This is a genomic window from Flammeovirga sp. OC4, from assembly GCF_000812565.1.
Lineage (GTDB): Bacteria > Bacteroidota > Bacteroidia > Cytophagales > Flammeovirgaceae > Flammeovirga.
Genome location: NZ_JTAM01000089.1, coordinates 1 through 21,855, shown reverse-complemented (window position 1 = coordinate 21,855; position 21,855 = coordinate 1). Strand labels below are relative to the sequence as shown.

Sequence of the window (21,855 nt, the reverse complement as noted above, 5' to 3'; positions counted from 1 at the left end):
TAGTGACTATCTATTTTCCAGGATATCAGCGGACAACTTCATTCCCATTTCTGTCAAATTTGCGAATGTCCCTTTCGGACTGATTTGTACATTTTCAACAATCCCTTTCGTCTCAAACTGATTGACGATTGAATTCAATTCATAAGTTGAAAAAGGAATTCCTAAAATTTTAGAAAGGTTCTGCAAAGACATGGCTTTGTGTGTATTCATTGCTACTATCAGCTTTCTTGATCTTCTAGAGGTTGGCATGCGATGAATGTTTAAATGGTAAAACGGGTAAGATTAATTATTTATGACTCAAAAATCTTATTATGCCACTTAAATAACTCTGACCCAAATCACTAATTAACAATTATATAAAAACATTAAGCAGTTGTACTGCCTAAATTTGAATAAGTTAAATAGAAATTACTTGTTTGGTTTCAAAATTGATCACAATACCAAATAAATAAATTCATAAGAGCTCCATCATTATTGGAACTCAATAGTAACACACCAATTTCTCATGCATTCTTTAGATAATATCTTAAAAACTGAGACTTCTGATACTTTCAAACCACTAGTGGGATTAATAAGATCCATTGCTCAAAGAAATAAGTTAGGTTTCACTTTTAGCCTCACTACAAAAGAAATTTTCAAAGCAGAAAAAGGCTACATCATTGCTTATCAAGCTACTCAAAATGAATTCGATAATGATGGTATTGTAATTTGTATTGAACACGCCCAAAAACATCATCACCTTATTGGCGGATGGCAAGATCCAAAAACCTTTCTCTATTACTTTGATTCTGTAATGTATGTGGAAGACAAAGAAGAAGCCATACAATTGGGTCGAAAAAACAATCAGATTTCAATCTTCGATTTTAAAACGAAAGAAGATATCTTCTTTTAAGAAACCTTTCCAATTTATTTCAAATAACTAACTGAATTAGAATGAAACATATCAAGCACCTCACTACGGAAGATAAAGTAAAAAAAAGCATTCAACATCATGCTGTTCATCTCAGACGTATTACTAATACGCATGTGGATTTACTAAAGGTTGAAGACAAAGCAGTCACCATTCTGGTGGATATTTCATCTTCCAATTTAGAAGAAGCAGAAGCAATTAAAAGAGGTGAAAATATCTTTAAAAACCATTTATCAGAGGAATACACCGTACATGTCGAAATCAAGAAAGAGAAGGAAAAAGCTTCTTTTGAGGAAATACATCTCGGGATTATCCCTTCAAAGGGAATCGTTGGAACTACAATATCAAGTACTAAAGCACCGTATTTCACATGTGAATTATTTAGGAATCATAATGAAGGTGCTCAACCTGTACACATTAACAACCAACACTATCACATCAACTTTATTGATTATGACGCCAGCCTATCAATACATGAAATGAACGATAAACTCAACGAAGCTGCTTCATTTTGTAAAACTTGGTTTGTAGAATTCGGATATCTGCTAGAAAAAAAATAATGTTTTCATGATTTTATAGTAAGGTTCTTTCCAATTCAATTCTTTAGCAACTCTTTCACAAAGTTTACAATGCGGATATTTCTGATTTTGCTTTAATTTTGTAATTTTGTCATGACTAAAAATAAGGACAATTTTTTTGATAATCACATTCATTTTATACCGCAAAAACACCTATTTCTACTATAATATTCTTTAAAAAGAGATAATAAAAACTTCTATTTTTCACTTTACTAGTATCACATTTAGTATCACACGTACCAACAAAAAAAAGTGTGCTACTAACGTGAATACTATGAACTTTATCAGTCCAATGAATCTTGTCACCTCATTGTTTTACCGTACAAACAGATCTAATAATAAAGGATCCATACTAATGTGGATCACTGTAAATGGAGTTAAAGCTCGTTCTGGACTAAATACAGGAGTTAAATGCTATAAAGATCAATGGAACGAAAAGGTAAAATAATTAATCATCCACAGGCTCATACATTAAATGAATCACTCTTTGTAGTAGAGGCCAGTATTAGATCGATCGCTAACACCTTTCAGCTTTCTCATATTGCATTTACAGCGAACGACCTTGTAGATATCTACAGAGGCAAAAAAATGTCTTTAAACCTAAAGGACGTCCTTGATATGTACATGGATCGTGAAATGAAAATCAAGACAGCTTCAAGGATTCGAAATTTAAACTCCTGTAGAAATAGAATTACTGAACACCTCACTGAATTAAATATTAATTCTATTGAATATCTTGACACAACTAAAATCGAAAGTATTTATGAGGACCTTATTTCAAAAGGTGTTACAAAAAGCACCTTGAAACAGGATATTACTTTCTTAGTCAATGCTATTAATAACTATGCAGAAAAAAATAAGATTTACCATATGCGAGTTACACCTCCTAAATATGGTAAAAGAAAGCCAAGTGACATTACCTTTCTTGATGATGCTGAAGTAGAAATATTTGAAAACTACAGTCCAAAAAATGAGCACGAGTTAAAAGCAAAAAATTGGTTTTTACTATCCTGCTATACTGGCATGCATTTCAATGAATGTAAAAACTTTGATTTCAAAAAGCACTATAGAACCAATAAGAAAGGCCAAAAGTATATCTCAATACAAAGGGATAAAACTAGTTTAGTGAGTAACCAAAGGTGTACGATACCCCTTATTAAAAAAGCCATTATACTCATTGAAGACTATTTCAAAAATCGAAATCTAAAAAGTGATTATAAGCAAGTGAGGGCATATAATTACACGCTGAATAACATTGCAAAAAAAATTGGTATTGATAAGCATGTTACTTCAAAAATTGGCCGTAAAACTTTTGGTACTTTAATGATTTTGAAAGGAATGACTTTAGAATCTGTAAGTAAAATGCTTGGTCATGCTTCTGTTGTGACCACTCAAAATCACTATGCCATTATTTTAGAGGAGAGGATTTTTAATGAATTTGAGAAGATTGACAAAAAATAAAGTTATGTCCATTTTTGCTATTCTAAGATTTCATTACCCTACTAGACCTTAAATTAAAATAGGGACTCTTGTGAAATAAATCCCAAGAGTCCCTATTTAAAATTTTTTCTTCAGACCAATCAAAAAAGACCATATTCTTAATATTAGCCAGTTTATTTCATTACTTTCAAAAGACTTGCTATTTTATCAACCCCATCCAGAGTTGTAGGTAGTTTTTCAGAACTCGATGTAAGGTCCGAGAAAATAACTCTTTCAAAACTTTCAAGGGTGACATCACTATTCTCTTTTATTTCTTTTGCATATTTTGAATAGTCTTGTATAAATTGACAAAGTGTCATTCTGAGTTGCACTTGTCTTTTTTCAACCATTGTTACTTTATAGTTATGTAGAACAACTCTAAAGAAATAGAGCATCAAAAAGGTAAGAGAAATAACTGGGAATGTAAACATTAATACCTCTGCAATTGAGGCATTTTTTAAATCAATTTTTCCATCCCCAATTAAACCTAAAAAATAGGAAAACTCTAATATTACCGGAGTCAATACACCAAAAGCAAGAAACACCATTAAAACAACTAATCCCCATGCAGTATTACTTAACTTAGATTTCAACTTTGAAAAACCTTCATATAAGGCAACGAAATTGAATGCGTCTGTATATTGATCTAAAGTTGATTTTAGACCTTCGACCTTTTCTAGTTTTTTTTCATATTCTGTATCCCATTCTTCTATTGTTGAAATATTTTTATTTATATCTTCATCAAGTTTCTTTAATTCTTTAATCTTTAAATTATTGAATTGTTCTCTGTATATAGTAGATGGAGTTTCAAAAATGATGAATTTCAAATCAGATTTTATCGTTTCTGGAAATGATTCAATATTATCAAAAATGAAACGTTTATACTTTTGATATGTAGGATTTAAAGGTTTATCAAACCTTAGGTTATACTCATAAATCAAAGGAAATGTAACCGATAAAAGACGATATATATAATCCTTTTGTTTCTCAACATCTTTTGACTCAAGATTAATCTTTGGTAGAACAGTGCTAATTTGATCCTCTAAACTTTTCATACCAATACTTGCATACTCTAACCAGTTTTCAAAATTAGAGTTAATCGATTTGAGTATTTCCAAGTTAACTTTTAAAACCTCATTATCCATTTCATTATTGAAATGAAAAAAATCTAGATTTTTGATAACATTAGTTAGGTCTTTAGGAACAGTTAAAATCTGTTCATCTGATAATGTAGTTTGCATGATGATACTTAAAAAATGTAATATTAATAACGGATTTTCTCTTTTAACTCTTTCAATTCATTTATCAAACATTCAAAATTGTCTATAAAATCATCAAACAACTTCCCATACTGCTCATTATATGTGTTTTTTTGAATGACTAAGTAGTTTATTCTTGTTGATAGCTTATTAAGAGGAAGATATTCTTTAATAATAAAAGGATTACCTTCATCAAGGTATTTTTTAATTAAGCCATTAATATGCAATAACATTTCAATAATATCATCTGGGTATTTATTTTCTTTATTCAAATATTTCGAAATTGATGTTTCAATTTTTTTTGACAATTCTTTATAACTCCTTTTTTCATCAATATTTAATCTGAATAAGGTTAGAACTTCATCTATTTCAAAGTATAATTCATTCCATTCCTCTGTTAATTTTTCATATTGACATTTCCTTTCATTCAAAGTTGAAGTTAATTTCTCATAAATGAATTCATCATTTTTAATCAAAGTTGTTAACCTATGGTAAAGTTTTTCGTCATCTTTTATTCTAGATTCTAATAGTTCAAATAAATCATCATAAGTAATCTTGTTAATCTGAGAAAGTGTAGAATGTACTACCCTCATACCAATTGGAGTAAAATCTTTTACCTCTCTACTTTTTTTTATTAAGTTCCATAATCTTAATCTAGTCAATCTATATGGTCTAATATTTTTAGAGATATATGATTGTACAATGTCAGCTAACTTTTCATACTTAATTTTTTTTTCTCTATCCTCATCTATTTTTTTGACTACTATACCAAGTATAAAGACAGTTAGTGTTGTAACTGTGGGCACCATAACTTTATCTAAATCAAAGCTATTGTTTTCATGTTTTACAATTAAAATTAATCCAAAGATTATCAATATTGCTACAGCTATCGATATTGCAATAAAAAGATAATGCTTTTTGAATTTTATTTTGTCGATGTATACAAATACAACCAGATAAATAATTACAGAAAGTATTCCTATAAACAATAGAAATACCGTTAAAGAGAGTAGCTCAATTAAGTTCATTTTGTTGTTTTAGTTTAATTGGTAATTTGTATCCTCTATAAGTCATTCAACACCTCATCAATCTTATCTTTTAATTCTCCTGAGTAATCATCTATTTCATAACTATCTTCAATTCTAGATTGAGTATAAATCTCAGTTTTTATAGCTGAGAGAATTTCATCCGAGTTAGATTGTTTTAATGATTGAATATTTGGAGACCTTAAGTTTCCAATTATATTTTTATTGATGGCTGTAATAATTGTATTTTCAGTTATTGTTTCATCCACAAAAGACCCTTTCGCTTTCATAAAATCATAGATCTCTTGTGTTAAGTGATTTCTTTCTTCGAAAATGTTCATTTTTTAATTGTGTTTAGTTTAATAAAATATTTTTTGATATTGATTGATTTTTTGAATCTTAGAATTTCCTACAAATTTTGTTTTTATTGAAACTGGATGACATGTAAAAAAAACCTTTTTCGAATTTATAATCATTTCAGCTGCCTCTTTTTGATAATCATTTTGACCCCAGACTAAGCATTCCAAATTATTATTTATTGTATCTATATAACTTATAACATTACCAATAAATATTTTCCAAAGGTTTAAATTACTCTTAGGTTTTCCTTCTTTTACTGTTAACCCAACATTCAACATAAATACTCCATTAGTCTCCCATTTTTTTATAAGTTGATTAGGAGTTGAAATATTATATTTTGAGGTATTAGCCCTAATGGTGTTGATATCATCACTTTTATTACCACTTTTTAGAGCATAGACTTCTTTTAAAATATTACTCAAGGATTTTGAAACATATTTATCCCATATTTTAGGTTTATTGACATCAAAAGCTAATCCTGTAGCTACTCCTTTTTGATGATAAGGATCAAGACCTAAAATCACAACCTTAATATCTTTAATTGGCATTTCAAATACTCGAAAAATTAGGTCAAGAGTTGGGCATATATCATTCATAATTGGACTCAATTTATTCTCAATTATTTGTAAAGTCTTTTGATTAGCTTGAAAAAAGCTATCCCAAGAAGGATCTATTTGAATATTCTGCCCTAAAAAAGTAAAAGCTCCGTTGTTTATATTAGTCATAAATCTGTTTTTATAGTTGCTTAAAAATGCGTTGTTTCCACTAAGTTCTATACATATTAAAAAAACTCTTGCTAACCCTTGACTGGGGGAAGTCTAAACAGCATGCATAATATCTAATTTATATAACAAAAAAAACAATGCCCTTTTTCCAACACAAAGCCATTAAGATATATTAAGTACCCGTTATAAATATTAGATCGTTTATCAATTCTTTTTTTAGCATTTCAACACTGTTTAAACTAAATTCGTAACACTCAAATTAAGGATGTAATTTTTTTATGCTTATAATTTTTTATCCAAATTCATAAACAGGTTTTAAGGTTGTAGGTGTATCTAAACAAGATATAGAATGATGAAAAAGAAATTAACTCTTTCCTGGTTAGAAGGGTTTTTAATGGATGCTTGTGATGTACTTCGTGGAAACATGGATGCCTCTGAGTTTAAAGAATATATTTTTGGAATGCTTTTCTTAAAACGTTTGAATGATAAGTTTGAACAAGATAGGACTACCAAAAAAAACGAATATACTGCCAAGGGATTCGATGATGCTAAAATTGCTAAAGCACTAGAAATGGCTAATCAATACGAATACTTTGTGCCTGAAATTGCGAGATGGAATCATCTAACTACACTAGAGGATGGTAAAGAAGTAAACGATGGCATTCTACATATAAAACAAGATGTTGGAAATACATTAAACAAAGCATTAGAAGCATTAGAAGAAGCTAATCCTGATAAGTTAGCAGGTGTTTTAACTAATATCAATTTCAATAGAACTATTGGTAAAAATAAGAATGCGCTAAGTGATGATAAACTAATCGAGTTTATTCAGCATTTTAACGGGGTTGAATTGATTGATGAAAACTTTGAATTTCCTGATTTATTAGGTGCAGCTTATGAATACTTAATTAAATATTTTGCTGATTCTGCTGGTAAAAAGGGTGGAGAGTTCTATACACCAAATGAAGTAGTAAAAGTACTAGTAAACATTCTTGAACCATCGGAAGAAACGACTATCTACGACCCAACGGTAGGGTCTGGAGGTATGTTGATTGAAGCGAAAAGTTATGTACAAGCACGTTATGGCGATGCAAGTAAAATGAGCTTCTACGGCCAAGAATTAAATGGAACTACATGGTCATTATGTAAGATGAATATGTTGTTTCATGATATCTATGATGCAGAAATATTACAAGGTGATACTATAGCCGACCCACAACATATTGAAGATGGGGAGCTGAAACGCTTTGATATGGTGATTGCCAATCCTCCGTTTTCTGCCAATTATTCTGATATCAAAAACTTCCGTGATCGATTTAACTATTGGATGCCTAAGAAAAAGAAGGCAGACTTTATGTTTGTACAGCACATGGTAAGCGTCTTAAAAGATAATGGACGTATGGCTGTTGTAATGCCTCATGGTGTACTTTTCCGTGGTTCAGAAGAAAAAAGTATGCGTGAATGGTTAGTTGGTCGTGGATACTTAGAAACAGTTGTCGGTTTACCTTCTGGTCTATTTTATGGCACAGGAATACCTGCTTCTATCTTAATCATCAATAAACAAGGTGCAGGGGATCGTGAGCATGTACAATTTATTAATGCTGATCGAGAGTATAAGGAAGGTAAAAACCAAAATAAACTTCGCCCTGAAGATATTGCTAAAATTGCCTACATCTACCGTAAAAAAGAACCTCTTGATGGATATGCTCAGTCTATTCATAAAGACAAACTGGAAGAAGAAGAGTACAACTTCAATATCCGTAGGTATGTAGATAATAGTCCTCCAGCAGAACCACATGATGTTCATGCCCATTTACATGGCGGTATTCCTACTGCCGAAGTAGAAGCATTAGCTGATTATTGGGCAAACTATCCTTCTCTTGAAGCCGATTGTTTTGAAGATCTTAAAGAAGGCTACAAGCAATTTAAAATTGCTTCTAAAGATGAGATTAAGACATTGGTAAACGACCATAATGATGTAGCTGCAAAACGTGAGCAATACAACCAATGTATCACAGCTTGGTGGAAAAGTAACTTACCAAAATTAGAAGCATTACCAACAGAGAAAAATGTATTTGAATTATACAGAGACTTCTCTAAAAGTATTGCACAAGACTTTAGTGCTTTAGGCATCTTAGATATGCACAAAAGCCGAGGGGCTTTTGCCGCTTATTGGGATAGCTTAGAAACAGATTTAAAGTCGGTAGCGGCTAGTGGTTGGAATGCAGATTTGATACCTGCAGATGACATCTTAAAATCTCAATTCCCTGAAGTACTCGAAGAACTAGAAACAAACGAAGCTCGTGCTACTGAATTGGAATCGATGTTCAAAGAAGTAAATGAACTAGAGGAAGACGAATATAACGAAGAGGATTACGAGGTTTACCCAAAGAATACTTTAAAAGAGTTTAAAGCACAGATTAAAGCGTTTAAAGGTGAAATCACTGGGATCAATAAGGAGATAAAGGCTTTAAAAATTAGAATTAAAGCCAATGAAGAAACTACTACTTTAGAACAAGAATTAGTCGAAAAAGAAGCAAAACAAACAACTATACAAAACCAATTGGATGCAGTGAATAACAAAATTGCTCATCATACTGGTTTAGAACAAGAACTAAAAGTTTGTAAAGCGACCATTAAAGAGATAAAAGCCAAAAAAGACGAATTGGTTGAAAAGGCTAGAGAGAAAATAAGCCAAAAAGAGGCAAAAGAGTTAATACTTGAACGTTGGGAAAAAGTATTAGCCAGTACTGTATTGGATTATGTAAACCGTTATGAGCGTGTTTTAGTAGGAGAACTTGAAACAAGGTTTACTAAATACAAACATACGCTAAATAGTATTCTTGGAGAGAGAGAAACTGCTGCTTCTGAATTATCAAACTTTTTAAAGGAATTAGGTTATGAAGGGTAATTGGGCTATAAAAAAACTTGAAAGTTTGGTGATTAAGAAAGGTGAATATGGAATAAATGCAGCATCTTGTGAATATTCGCCAAATCTTTACACTTATTTAAGAATTACTGATATCTCAGAAGATGGTAGATTTATTAAGGAAGGAAAAAAATCAGTTGATCATCCAGAATCAGAAAAATTTGTCCTTGAAGAAGGTGACATCGTATTCGCAAGAACAGGTGCGAGTACCGGTAAGACGTATTTGTATAACAAATCTGATGGGGTTTTAGTATTTGCTGGTTTTTTAATACGATTTAAACCTAATTCAGATTTACTAGACTCTTTATTTCTAAAATATGTTACCCAAACATCATATTATAAAAATTGGGTCTCAATTTATTCAGCTAGGACAGGTCAACCTGGGATTAATGGTAATGAATATGGTAAGTTTAGCTTTAAACTCCCCCCACTCCCCCAACAAAAAAAAATAGCCAAAATCCTATCCACCTGCGATGCAGTCATCGAAAAGACAGAAGCAGCAATAGCCAAATACCAAGACATCAAACAAGGAATGATGCACGACTTGTTTACTCGTGGTATTGATCTTACTACTGGTAAACTTCGTCCAACTTCAGAAGAAGCTCCAGAGCTTTATAAAGATTCTGAATTAGGGAAGATTCCAAAGGATTGGGAGGTGGACATTTTGTGTAATGCTTTAAAACCAGGTAAGAATATAACTTATGGTATTGTACAACCAGGAGAATACGTTAGCTCTGGTGTATATATGATAAGAAGTCAAGATTATACGAAAGGTTGGAATGGTATTGAAACAATTATGCAAGTTCATCCCAGTATTGATAAGCCTTATGAGAGGTCAAGGGTTTATTCAGGGGATTTACTAATTACCGTTGTTGGTGCCAACGTTGGACGGATGGAAATTGTTCCAGAATCTTTAAATAAAGCCAATATTTCTAGGTCTGTCTCTAGAATTTCAATTAACCCTGAATATGCGAATAACAAGTTTTGTTTTTACTATTTAAAAAGTCAAATGGGTAAAATTTTATTTTCTAACCAGGTGGGGGGAGCACAGCCTGTAATTAATTTAAAATCCTTGGAAAAGTTCAATTTTAAACTCCCAAATAACAGAAAAGAACAATTAGAAATTGCCAAAAGAATTAATTCTATTGAGAATAAAATTCAAGGTGAAATCAAGACATTAAATAAGTCCATTGAAATCAAATCAGGCTTAATGCAAGATTTACTAACGGGTAAGGTAGAGGTTAATGTATAAAATATTAAAGTATAGTTTTTATGAACACTACAGTAGCAAACGCTAATCAAGAAATACTAGCAGACAAAATAAACATTAGTACCCTTTTTAGTGATTTTTGGTTTAGAGTACCAGAATACCAAAGAAGTTATGTGTGGGGCAATGAGCAAATTGACGAATTATTAGATGATTTAAACTATGCCATTAACGTCAACCCCAATAAAGAATACTTCTTGGGATCAGTAGTATTACAGAAGCACAGTGTACAATCTAATAATGTAAGTTTTGAATGTTGTGACATTCTAGACGGCCAACAACGTATGACCACGTTATTTTTACTTATGGCAGTGCTGAGAGATATAAGTACCAATGACAATTTAAAGAAAAAAGCCAGAGAATCCATTTTCCAAAACGAGGATATCTTTAGCAATCAACCAGAACGCATTCGTATTGAGTTTTTAATCCGTGATGAGGTTGCTGATTTTGTAAACAATTTTGTAAAAACAGACGGTGGTACAGATAATGCTAACCAATTAAAACAATACAGTACTTCTAAGAATGTTTCTTTAAAAAATATGGCAAACAGTATGCTGTATTTAAGAGAACAGTTTGAAAAACTTACGCCAGAAGCTTTAAATAAACTAGCGGTATTCTTATTCCAAAAGGTCATCGTTATTTATGTGGCTTCAGAGAGTTTAGAAGATGCTTTCCGTCTATTTACGATCTTGAATGATAGAGGTATTCCATTATCTAATAGTGATATCTTAAAATCATTGAATATTGGTGAAGTACAAAATACACAAAGTAGACAGCGTTTTGCTTTAATGTGGGAAAAACTTGAAGGTGAATTTGGTAGAGATGATTTTGATAGATTCCTCGGGCATATCCGTACCATAATCACTAAAGAGAAAGCGAGAGAGAACTTACTAAAAGAGTATGAAAAAATCTACGAAAGCAATCTTTTAGCTAAAGGTGAGCCTACTTTATCTCTAATACATAGTTATAGAGATATTTATGCAAAACTGATTTGGTTTGATGATGAGGTTACCACAGATTTTAAGCTAAGAAACCTAATAACGGTCATGAAGAGAGGTTTAGCTTCCGACTGGATTCCTCTCTATTTAGCTTATTACAAAAAATTTGAAGACCAAAATTTACTTCAATTTGCAGAAAAATTAGAATCTAAGTTTAGTGCCGATTGGATACTTCAAGAAACACCAACAAAAAGGCTTACTAATAGCTATAGTATTTTAAAAGCAATAGAAAAGTATAAAACCCCAGAAGAGTTACTCCAAGACGAAGAAGTATTTAAATACGACAGAGAAGAGTTAGAAAATAGATTAAGTGGTGAAGTGTATGGGAAAAACTTTGCTCGTTACATATTACTTAAGCTAGAGTATTTAATGCTAGAATCAAATCAAGCTTTTTCTGATTTTAATAAGATAAGTGTGGAACATGTTCTTCCTCAAAAACCAAAAGATGATAGTCAATGGAAGAGAGACTTTTCGGATGAGGATAGAGAAGAATGGACACATAAAATTGCAAACTTGGTGCTTTTAAGTAGAATTAAAAACTCTCAACTCAACAACAAGGATTATACTACCAAGAAATAACGTTACTTCTTAAGCTCAATTAATGTTTTCCCTAACATTAGTACGGCAATGCAAAACATCAATTGGACTGTAGAAGTTTTAGAGACAAGACAAGCAACTATTATTGACAAACTTTTAAATGGCTATAAGTAATGGCTGAATATAAAAACGTAGAACTCCCATTTTTAGAAAAACTAAGCACTCTCGGGTGGGAGATTATTAACCATGGAGCTAGCGGGATACCTCAAGACCCAACTACCTCAAAACGAACTTCATTTAAGGAAGTAACTTTAAAAGCAAACTTTAAAAAAGCAGTTGCTAGAATTAATACTCACGATGGTAAACCATGGCTTACTGACCAACAATTAGAGCATTTATACGAAGAAGTAACCGCTTTAGAGAAAAGTCACAAGGCACTTTTGGAAGTCAATACAGAAGTGTTTGAAAGGTTAATAGGGAAAACTAAAACCACAGTAGCAAAGAATGAAGTTACTGGAGAGCAAGATGCTTTGGTGAAACTAATTGACTTTGATGATACTGAAAATAACGACTTTGTAGCTATTAATCAATTCAGAATAGATACACCACATGGAGCCAGAAAAGCGATTATTCCAGACATTGTACTTTTTGTCAATGGATTACCGTTGTCAGTCATTGAGTGTAAAGATGTTGATGTAGCAGACCCACTTTCGGAAGGAATCAATCAAATTCAACGTTATGCCAATACCCGTGATGATGATTTTGGAATAAAGGAAGGCGAAGAAAAGCTTTTCCATTATAACCTATTCTCAATAGCTACACATGGTGAGGAGGCTCGTTTTGGTACGATTACAGGTGATTTTGAGTATTACCTAAATTGGAAAGACATCTTCCCAACAGAATATAAAACCTTTGATATTACTTCTTACTCTGAGGAAGAAGAAGAGCGATATAAAATCAATGGATTAAATAAAGAACCTAAAGTTCGTCAAGAGGTGATCATCTCAGGGATGCTGAACAAAGAGGTGCTTTTAGATGTATTAAAGCATTTTACTTTGTTCAAGACATTTGATAATGGCTTCACTGCAAAAATTGTTTGTAGATATCAACAATACCGAGCGGTAGGTAAAATTATTGACCGCTTAAGAAAAGGTACTTCAGGTAAAGAACGAAGTGGTGTAGTTTGGCATACCCAAGGTTCGGGTAAATCCCTTACTATGGTTTTCTTTATTAGAAAACTCCGTTCACAAAAAGACTTAAAAGATTTCAAGGCTTTACTTACAGTTGACAGAACTGATTTAGAAGAACAATTGTCGGAGGATGCCAAATTAACTGGGGAGTTCAAAGATAAAAATGTCGTAAAATCTAGGAAAGAACTTCGACCTAAATTAAGTGGCAATGAATCAGACCTTACTATGGTAATGATTCATAAGTTTGTGCAGGAAGAATTTGCACAGTCAAAAGCAATACTAAAAGTATTTGAGCAAGAAGGAAGAGTACCTGAGTTCAAACCTTTTGAAGAAGTCAACCCTTCAGAGAGAATTGTAATTCTGATAGATGAAGCACATAGAACTCAAGGGGGTGAAATGGGTGACAATATGTTTACAGCATTCCCTAATGCAGCAAGAATAGCTTTTACAGGAACTCCATTACTAACTGAACGTCATAAGCAAAAAACACACGAACGATTTGGGGAGAACAAAGAGTTTATTGATACCTACAAGATTCGTGAAGCAGTTGATGATCGTGCTACCTTAGATATTATCTACGAAGGTAGAACAAGTAAAGACTCAATAAGAGAGAAAGAGGAGTTTGACGAACAGTTCGAAGACATGTTCCGTGAACGTACCAAGGAAGAGCGTGAAGCTATTCAAAAGAGATACGGCACAATGCAAGCATATCTCGAAAATATGGATAGGCTTCGTAAAATCTCTAAAAACTTAGTCGATCATTATATTGATGAAATTCTACCAAATGGTTACAAAGCGATGGTCGTTGCATCTTCTATACTTGCAGCAGCGAGGTATCAATACCTAATATTACAAGCTATAAAAGAGCGTTTAGCTGTAGAAGAATCAAAAGAGGAAAGAGATGAAGATCTAATAGAAAAAATTAAGTTTATTGAAGCTTGTACTATTGTTACGAAACAAGACAATAACGAAGAGGCTTTTATATCTGCCGCAAGAACAAAGGCTAAGGATATGAAAGCTATCGACAACTTCAAAAAAGACTTTGATTTCACAAAAGATGCTGATGGTAATTACACCAAACCAGAAACAGGTATCGCTTTTTTATGTGTTTGTGATAAATTATTGACAGGTTTTGATGCTCCAATTGCACAAGTAATGTACCTGGATAAAAACATTCGTGAACACGATTTATTACAAGCAATTGCAAGGGTAAACAGAACTAAAGGTCAAAAAAGTCATGGTTTGCTAGTAGATTATTACGGTGTGGCTGAAAATCTTAAAACAGCTTTAAATATTTGGGGTTCTGAAGATGAAGAAGATATCAAAGAACTGTTAGAATACTTCCGAGATATTAATAAAGAAATACCAGTTTTAGAAGCTAGGTTTAACCGTTTAGTTCAATTATTTGAAGATAGAGGAATCAAAGACTTCAGAGATTTTGTGAATCAAAAAATGTCTAATAAAGACGAAGAGTTCCAATTAGCCGAAGCATGTGTTGAAATGGCTGAATCTATTCCATTTAGAGCTCAATTTGACACCTATTTAAAAGCCTTTTTTGATTCTTTGGACCTATTATTTAACACCAAAACTGCAAAGGATTATTATATCCCAGCAAAACGTTTTGGTTATCTATTGATCAGAATGAGAAATAGATACAAAGATGCAACACTTGACTTAAAATGGGCTAAAGCAAAGGTTCGTAAGTTGATCGATAAACACTTAGAATCATTAGGAATCAATAGTAAAGTTCCTCCTGTCAGTTTACTTTCTGACGATTTCCCATCTGAAGTAGATAAGGTGAGTAGAAATCCAAAATCTAAAGCCTCAGAAATGGAACATGCTATACGTAAACATATCAAAGTGAATATGGATAAAGACCCTGCATTATATAACAGGTTCTTAAAACGTATGGAAGAAATTCTTGAAAGATATAGTAATAACTGGGATATGATTATCACAGAGTTCAACCAGATGCGTGATGATCTAAACAAAGGACGTGATAATGAAAATGAGGAATCAGGGTTATCCATTCAAGAGCTACCATTCTTTGATTTAATTTGCATTGAAGCTTATAAAGAACAAGAAATAGAAGACGAAGAGAAAGAGGCTGTCAAATCTTTAACTGTTGAAATTGTTGAACTGCTACAAGATGCAATCAACAAACCTAATTTCTGGAGAGAAAGAGATTCTGAAAGAAGAAGACTTCAAGGAGAATTGACAGAAATCTTATTATTTACAGATATTGAAGCGGTATCAAATATTCATGCTAATTTGTGTGTTGAAATAATGGCACTTGCTAAAAAAAGACATGAAGAATTAACCACTATTTAAATGAAATTTGGAGAAATAGATATAAAATTAATTCGTAGTAAACGTAAAACAATAAGTATTTTTATTGAGCGTGATGGATCTGTATCTGCAAGAATTCCTGAGAAGCTATCTGATGATGAAGTAAAAGAAGTATTCAAAGCGAAAGAATATCAGATACATAAAAATCTAGCAGAATGGGCACAAATGAATGCAAGTAAAATTACTCGCGACTATGTTTCCGGTCAATCATTTTTATATCTAGGACGAAATTATCGTTTAAAATATGTTGAAGAAAATTTCAAAGGGGTTAAGCTTCGCAATGGCAAATTCCTCATTTCAAAAAGTCTCCAAAAGAAATCAAAAGAGCTATTTATCTCTTTCTATAAAGAGAAGCTTCTTGAGAAGTTAATACCAATAATTAATAAATATCAAGATCAACTTGGTGTCAAAGCTTCCGATATTAAAGTGATGGAGTTACAAAACAGATGGGCATCTTGTACAAACTCCGGTAATGTCAATTTTCATTGGAAGTGTGCTATGGCACCAATTGATACTCTTCATTATATAGTTGCTCATGAACTAGTGCATCTTATCCACCTAAATCACACTCCAGAATTTTGGAATGATTTGGATAAAATAAGCCCTAACTATGATAAACATATACAGTGGTTGAAATTGAATGGTGCTGGGATGGAATTGTAGTATTCTTGGTGTTTTCTAGACTATCAAATGTTTTAATTCTATTGATGAAAAATGACAGATTTAGCATTACTAAAAGATTTGAAGAAATTATCTAACCTAGGTAAAAAACTAATAAAGGATATATCACTTCAAAGAATAGAGAAAAAAGAAAGACCTTCAAGATCTTCAGTCAATCATATCTATTCCAATATTTTATTAACCAGAATACAACAGAAGTCAGGGTATTATTACTTTTTCACTTTATATAATTTATATGGTGAAAAAGCATAAATTAGCTTAAATGAAGACGATTTAGAATTAATATTTAATTCGTACATCAATTCAATTGAAAAAACATCGAATATGATTTATGGAAACATAAATACATTTAAAAATCCACAAGAGGCTATTGAATATGAACAACTTATGATTTCTACTAGAATACTAAACCGATAATCAAAGACTTTATTATATCCGTAAGAAACGCAGTAACTTAACAAGCTCAAAACCATCTTGACAAATTATAAAGAGTTTAGTAAAAGGTTTGAAGCAGAATCGTTTGAAAAGGGATAATTATCTTTATCACTTAGATTGTCCGAACTACTGTAGTAACTATACTCCGTGATGGTGCATGGTCTGTCACCGAGATCTATGTTTGTAAAAAAATCTCCAAGGAATAAAAAGATAAGTATTGAAGAGGTTAAAGAACTACATGAATATAATTTTAAAAAAATGTAAGATGAAACTAGGAATTTTACTACCAGATACAAGTTTATGGAATAAAGAATGGATGTTGGAAATGTTTAAACAATTTTATTCTCATCCTGACATGAGAAATAAAGCTCATGACAAAAATGTGGACAAACGTGCATTAATTTTAGCTTTAAATACTACTATAGCTGCACAGCATCAAGTATACGATATTATATTTAGACACAAAGTTGACCATAGAACTATACCATTTAGATTTGCTGATAAAGTATCTAAAAAACATAAAACAGGAATGCTTTATATTAATGATGAAGTTGATGAAGTAATCAATAAAATCAAAAATGGAAAAATAAATAAAGAAGCTGAAGGGTTTATTTATTTAGAAGCTACACCTGGAGAATCTTGGAAAAGAGGACTTTATGTAGGAGGAAATGATGTAATCTTTAAGAAGTTTTTAAAGCAAGGAATTAAAGAAGAATGGAATCATTATGATTATAAAGGAAATTCTATATAAAAAGTATTAAAGACATGAAGGACATCTATGGAGCTCCAAATATAAAAGCTGTTAGGGAGACTCTTGATTTTCTATAGAAAAGATGGATAGATAAAAATGGATATACGATTCAGAGTTGGAGGAATAACTGGAATGAATTGACCGTATTTTTTGAATTCCCTCTCGAAATCCGTAAAATTATATATACCACTAATCTGATAGAAAACCTAAACGGTAATATCAAAAAATACAATAAGAATAAATTATCTTTTCCAATCGATGATGCAGTAAAAAAAATCTGTTTTCTTTGCTTTACAAGAGGCTACAAAAAAATGGACAATGCCAATCAGAAATTGGGGAGTAATATTGAATCAATGTCAGGTATTATACAAAGAAAGGATCAAGCTTTAAAGCTCAATCCTTCTTTTATATACTTACACACTTAGTGAAAGAGTGTCAAAGAGATGTTTTTTATTTATTCAAATATATTTCTCCAACAATACCCCAAGACTCTAATGGACCGTCAGGATCTTTTAACATTAAAATTATTTTCTCAAAAGATAACTTCTTCATCAAAGCTAAATCAAAATTTTCTAGAGAATTGGCAAATGTTTCTAAAACATCTTTTCGGTTCTCATCAGAAGCAAATATTTTTTTATATTTATCACGAGGTAATGCCCTATCAAAATACATATATAATGTATTTCCTTCATATCTAGCATGACCAGCACCTTCGCCAGCATCCCTTATTATTACTAAATTAATTGCCTCGATGTACTGATCCTTAGTGATATTGTTTTGCCCAAAAACTGATGAGTTTAAAAATAACAATATTGGTACAATACATATTATTTTTAAAAATTTGGAATATCTTTTATAACTTCTAATAATCATTATAAACTCGATTATGTTTTTTACATTTATCGTAATCAAGTAACATTGATTGATTTTCACTATCAGTTATTGATCGATTTAACATTTGAGTATATTGTAGTAATGCTACTGTTGTTCCCATAAATTGCCTTAAATTACTTCCTCTCATAAAAAAGAAAATTTCATTTAACATTGTCATTATGGAATATGTTTTTGGCAATGTATTATTGGCAACACACTCGTTTAAATACCTTTGAATAGTATTACTTTCTTGTACTTTTCTGAAAACTTTATTAGCCTTAATATGCCCTTGTTCTCTATTATATTTATTGTAAGCGATCAACACTTCTCTTTCAATTGTCATGATTTGTTGTAATTTTTTGTTTGTTAAATTACAGGTTATCTAGTAACCCATAGCTTTCTTTCTTAACATATCTCTTAGTTCTGTAAACTGAGGAGAATTTGGTTGAATCCCAATTCTTGATAGTTCTAACATTACTTTAAAATGTAGTTTTTCAAAGTCTTCACAATCTCCTTTAGTCACAATATCTTTGTCAAAAGCATTAAAAACTCTTCCAAACTCTTTTTCTATATCAATAGTTTTTGATTTAGGTAAAATATTGATTGCTGCTACAATATCATGAATATGTGCATTGAAAATTAAATCTACTTTTCTAGATTCAACAGGTCTATTTCTATCTGACATAATAAAAAAATAATAATTTACTTAAATAATATAACTTTGTTTTTAGTAAGTATACTTGTATTAATAAGCTGATATTGATTCCGGATATTTTTCAGCTTTATAGTTTAACTATTTTAGCAATAAATAGCATTTATATTTGACTACAATATATTACTCATTAACGAGATATTTATATTCATTTCGAGTATTTGTGTTAATATTTACAAATATTGAGAATGATTTGTAAACACTGTTGAATGTTGCATCTTTATCTAGGTTACTTCAAATTACTTTGATTTTGATTGTTTACCATTAATTTCACAAAATGTACATTTAAAAATTTATGAAGAGTATTGAGTTTACACTTTAAAAAATCATTCATTATCAGACATCAACCTCAAGCCTTTAATTTCTCCTTTAAGTCTATTAATTCTTGCATCTCTAATATCTGCTTCTCTTTCCTGTTGGATAAGTCTTTTAGACTTTTTACTTCGTTCTGTCCCGATTGCTCCTTCAAGGTTTTTAATTCTTGCTCTAGCTGAGTTATTTGAGAGTTCAAATTGGTATTTTCTTGTTTTAAGTTCTCTATATCTCTGTTCATACTGCTGCTGTTCTTGCTCTTCAAACAACTGAATTTCTGTTTTATAAGGTTCTTCTCGTTCTCTAAATTGTTGATCAATTCTGTCAATTCTTGTTCTCTCTCCTTCTGATAGTTCAATAATTTGCTCTCTATATCCTTGTTCTTCTTCTCTAACTCTTGTTTCAGATCTTCTATGTTCGATAAGTGATTGTCTATATTCTTCTTTTTTTGCTCCAAAGTTTCCAATAATTTCTTCTCTAATCGCTCTGGTTTCTCTATTGAATTCTTTCTTTCTGTCTTCAGCTGCTCTACATCCCTTCTGTATTGATTCTGAATATTCTCTTTCTCTTGATTGTAATTGCTCTTTATATTCTCCAATCTTTCTCTCAATTGTTCCATCTCCTTTAGAGGTTTCCCAAAGGTCTCTTCTCTTTGTTTTAATACTCTCCAAATACTGTTCATCCTCAGCTTTCGCTGTTCTAAACTGTAGTTGTCCATATTCAACTTCTCCTTCAAGCTCTCCAATTCTTTCAATCTGAGACTCTTTGGTTTTAAGGAGATTTCTTCTTTCTGTATCGTATTTTTCAACCTCTCGATTAAGTTCCTCAATTCGACCTTCTTCGTCTCTAATTGTGTCAGCTCTAAATCCGTATTTAGCATCGTAATGTTGTCCGTTGATACTAATGCTTTTAAGAATTTCCTTTTCGATGTAATTTTCATTTGTTAAGATTGTTTTGTCGTCAGTTTTATAATTCTTTTCAATCAATAATATATTAGCATTTAGAATTGCCTTCTTCTTTGATGAATCTACTGGATGTGTAACCGCAAACTCTATTGCTATATATGGTTTTTCTTCTCCTTTTTTAACGATCGCCATATCAAACCTGATAGGTTTTCCGTCAATCTTGTAGTAGTACTCTTGTTTTATTTCTTCTTTATCAAAAGTAAAAAGTTCACCATGTATATCCAGCCTCTGCGTTCGTAGTAAATCAAACTTTAACGCCTTGTGTAGAGGAGATTCACTTTCACTTTCTTTATATCTTTCATAATATTCAGATTTCATAAAAGACTCATTGTAAGTAATTGCAAAATGAGTTCTTGCTCCTTTCCTTTTCACCAAATGAAGTGGAATATTTTGAAACTGATCTTTATAATAGTCTAAATGTTGTAAAGCTTCATCAGGATGAACAACATTACCCTTCTCATCATAAGCATATAAATGTTTTAAACCTTTATTACTCGTATTTGCTTTCAAAGTAGCTACAGCTTCTCTATAGCTATTCTCTTCATCTAAAATGATTCTCTTCCAACCTTTTGCCTTAATGATTTCCTCTAGGTCATACCCAAGTTTTAAAATATATTCTTCGGTTAATAAGCCTCCCTCTAATGCTTTTTCAAGTTCTCGAATAGCCTTTTGAAGTTTAATTTCCTCCTTTTCTCTTTTCTCAAATAAAACTTTCTTCTTATCAAAAGCAGCTTGCTGTACCTTTAAGAGATATTCACGCCGCTCCATCTCTTTTCGATGTTCTTCTTCTCTTATTTTCTAATTCAATTTCATTTTTTTCTTTAGCTAAAAAGTACCCATAGTACTTCGTTCTTTCTTCAGAAGAAAGAGATAAATCGGTTAAGAGTTCGTTACTAGAATTATACTTTCGGAATACCTCTTCTTTGGTTAGAAAATTTTCCATGATACAAAATGGTTAGGTAAAATATGTTGTTTAGTTAAGCTTAAAATGTGACGTTTGGATAAAATTGTAGTCTTTGTTTGTTCATTTTCAGTCCACCGTCATTCATACATTATAAACTTATCTTATAAAGATAAGGAGGTAGAACGTAATTTTGATACGTTCATTTATTTTTATTTAAGTACAGTTTTATGAAAGTTTAATTAAAATAACTCATTTATGTTAGGGTTTTAATCAGATTTGTACACTTCTATAAATACAGGTACTAAATCATTTTTAAAATAATATCGTTATGAAAAAAAATACCGTTCTATTTCTAATTGCAATTCTCTTTTCAAGTATTTCATTTGGTCAAAATTCACATAATCAAACGAATAACATCGATTTTAAACAGGTTGTTGAAATAATCAACAAGAATTGCCCTACCAAGATCGATGAAGTAACAACTTTAGAGGAAGTATCATTTATAGATGAAAAAAATAAAATTGTCTATTTATATACTGTATCAATGAATATTCCTGCTTCAACAAATAAAAACTTTTTACTAAAAACTATAGTTACCCCATTAGTTTGGACTGTC

Annotated in this window: 22 protein-coding genes; 12 read left to right on the top strand and 10 right to left on the bottom strand. The window is 31.3% G+C overall.

Going from position 1 to position 21,855, the window contains the following annotated elements; translation table 11 throughout:
* Positions 1 to 6: 6 nt before the first annotated feature.
* Entirely contained in the window at positions 7 to 249 is a 243-nt protein-coding gene (locus PL77_RS26895) for a hypothetical protein (protein WP_044212122.1), read from the bottom strand.
* 256 nt (positions 250 to 505) lie between these two features.
* Here PL77_RS26895 and PL77_RS26890 point away from each other — a divergent pair, with 256 nt between their 5' ends.
* From PL77_RS26890 to PL77_RS26880, 3 genes are all read left to right on the top strand, one after another.
* Positions 506 to 892, top strand: a complete 387-nt coding sequence (locus PL77_RS26890; RefSeq protein WP_052444771.1) for a hypothetical protein — start codon at positions 506 to 508, stop codon at positions 890 to 892.
* Positions 893 to 933: 41 nt separating this feature from the next.
* Positions 934 to 1,470 carry a hypothetical protein gene (locus PL77_RS26885; RefSeq protein WP_044212120.1) on the top strand — a complete coding sequence of 179 codons (537 nt, stop codon included), beginning with the start codon at positions 934 to 936 and terminating at the stop codon, positions 1,468 to 1,470.
* Between the two features lie 444 nt (positions 1,471 to 1,914).
* A complete protein-coding gene (locus PL77_RS26880; protein ID WP_044212117.1) occupies positions 1,915 to 2,949 on the top strand; it encodes a site-specific integrase in 1,035 nt (344 codons plus the stop codon).
* Between the two features lie 152 nt (positions 2,950 to 3,101).
* Here PL77_RS26880 and PL77_RS26875 read toward each other — a convergent pair whose 3' ends face one another.
* The 4 genes from PL77_RS26875 to PL77_RS26860 are packed head-to-tail and all read right to left on the bottom strand — an operon-like array spanning position 3,102 to position 6,336.
* The gene (locus PL77_RS26875) at positions 3,102 to 4,208 is read right to left on the bottom strand and encodes a hypothetical protein (RefSeq protein ID WP_044212115.1); all 1,107 of its coding nucleotides are present in this window, start codon (positions 4,206 to 4,208) and stop codon (positions 3,102 to 3,104) included.
* A gap of 23 nt (positions 4,209 to 4,231) precedes the next feature.
* A complete protein-coding gene (locus PL77_RS26870) occupies positions 4,232 to 5,254 on the bottom strand; it encodes a hypothetical protein (RefSeq protein WP_044212114.1) in 1,023 nt (340 codons plus the stop codon).
* Positions 5,255 to 5,289: 35 nt separating this feature from the next.
* A complete protein-coding gene (locus PL77_RS26865; protein WP_044212112.1) occupies positions 5,290 to 5,592 on the bottom strand; it encodes a hypothetical protein in 303 nt (100 codons plus the stop codon).
* A gap of 18 nt (positions 5,593 to 5,610) precedes the next feature.
* Positions 5,611 to 6,336 (bottom strand): uracil-DNA glycosylase family protein, encoded by a 726-nt coding sequence (locus PL77_RS26860; RefSeq protein WP_052444770.1) that lies wholly within the window; start codon positions 6,334 to 6,336, stop codon positions 5,611 to 5,613.
* A gap of 349 nt (positions 6,337 to 6,685) precedes the next feature.
* Between PL77_RS26860 and PL77_RS26855 the strand changes: the two genes are divergently transcribed.
* The 8 genes from PL77_RS26855 (at position 6,686) to PL77_RS26820 (ending at position 17,898) form a co-directional block, all read left to right on the top strand.
* Positions 6,686 to 9,247 carry a type I restriction-modification system subunit M gene (locus PL77_RS26855; RefSeq protein ID WP_253274025.1) on the top strand — a complete coding sequence of 854 codons (2,562 nt, stop codon included), beginning with the start codon at positions 6,686 to 6,688 and terminating at the stop codon, positions 9,245 to 9,247.
* A complete protein-coding gene (locus PL77_RS31110; protein WP_052444769.1) occupies positions 9,237 to 10,517 on the top strand; it encodes a restriction endonuclease subunit S in 1,281 nt (426 codons plus the stop codon). The genes PL77_RS26855 and PL77_RS31110 overlap by 11 nt, the downstream gene beginning before the upstream one ends.
* Before the next feature lie 20 nt (positions 10,518 to 10,537).
* The gene (locus PL77_RS26845) at positions 10,538 to 12,109 is read left to right on the top strand and encodes a DUF262 domain-containing protein (protein WP_052444768.1); all 1,572 of its coding nucleotides are present in this window, start codon (positions 10,538 to 10,540) and stop codon (positions 12,107 to 12,109) included.
* Between the two features lie 131 nt (positions 12,110 to 12,240).
* Complete coding sequence (locus PL77_RS26840) at positions 12,241 to 15,588, top strand: type I restriction endonuclease subunit R (protein ID WP_044212109.1); 3,348 nt, start codon at positions 12,241 to 12,243, stop codon at positions 15,586 to 15,588.
* A complete protein-coding gene (locus tag PL77_RS26835) occupies positions 15,589 to 16,269 on the top strand; it encodes a M48 family metallopeptidase (RefSeq protein ID WP_044212107.1) in 681 nt (226 codons plus the stop codon).
* Positions 16,270 to 16,320: 51 nt separating this feature from the next.
* Positions 16,321 to 16,539 (top strand): hypothetical protein, encoded by a 219-nt coding sequence (locus PL77_RS26830; protein ID WP_044212105.1) that lies wholly within the window; start codon positions 16,321 to 16,323, stop codon positions 16,537 to 16,539.
* Positions 16,540 to 16,987: 448 nt separating this feature from the next.
* Positions 16,988 to 17,473, top strand: coding sequence for a hypothetical protein (locus PL77_RS26825; protein ID WP_156152569.1), 486 nt, complete (start codon positions 16,988 to 16,990; stop codon positions 17,471 to 17,473).
* 137 nt (positions 17,474 to 17,610) lie between these two features.
* Positions 17,611 to 17,898, top strand: coding sequence for a transposase (locus tag PL77_RS26820; RefSeq protein WP_044212101.1), 288 nt, complete (start codon positions 17,611 to 17,613; stop codon positions 17,896 to 17,898).
* Between the two features lie 25 nt (positions 17,899 to 17,923).
* Here PL77_RS26820 and PL77_RS26815 read toward each other — a convergent pair whose 3' ends face one another.
* The 5 genes from PL77_RS26815 to PL77_RS26795 form a co-directional block, all read right to left on the bottom strand.
* Positions 17,924 to 18,346, bottom strand: coding sequence for a hypothetical protein (locus PL77_RS26815; protein WP_044212099.1), 423 nt, complete (start codon positions 18,344 to 18,346; stop codon positions 17,924 to 17,926).
* A complete protein-coding gene (locus PL77_RS26810) occupies positions 18,336 to 18,689 on the bottom strand; it encodes a hypothetical protein (RefSeq protein ID WP_044212097.1) in 354 nt (117 codons plus the stop codon). Before PL77_RS26810 ends, PL77_RS26815 begins: the two co-directional genes overlap by 11 nt.
* A 39-nt stretch (positions 18,690 to 18,728) precedes the next feature.
* A complete protein-coding gene (locus PL77_RS26805) occupies positions 18,729 to 19,031 on the bottom strand; it encodes a hypothetical protein (RefSeq protein WP_044212094.1) in 303 nt (100 codons plus the stop codon).
* Positions 19,032 to 19,384: 353 nt separating this feature from the next.
* Entirely contained in the window at positions 19,385 to 21,103 is a 1,719-nt protein-coding gene (locus PL77_RS26800) for a hypothetical protein (RefSeq protein WP_044212093.1), read from the bottom strand.
* Complete coding sequence (locus tag PL77_RS26795; RefSeq protein ID WP_044212091.1) at positions 21,090 to 21,278, bottom strand: hypothetical protein; 189 nt, start codon at positions 21,276 to 21,278, stop codon at positions 21,090 to 21,092. Before PL77_RS26795 ends, PL77_RS26800 begins: the two co-directional genes overlap by 14 nt.
* Positions 21,279 to 21,567: 289 nt before the next feature.
* Here PL77_RS26795 and PL77_RS26790 point away from each other — a divergent pair.
* On the top strand, positions 21,568 to 21,855 hold a 288-nt coding region (locus PL77_RS26790), incomplete at its 3' end, for a hypothetical protein (RefSeq protein WP_044212089.1).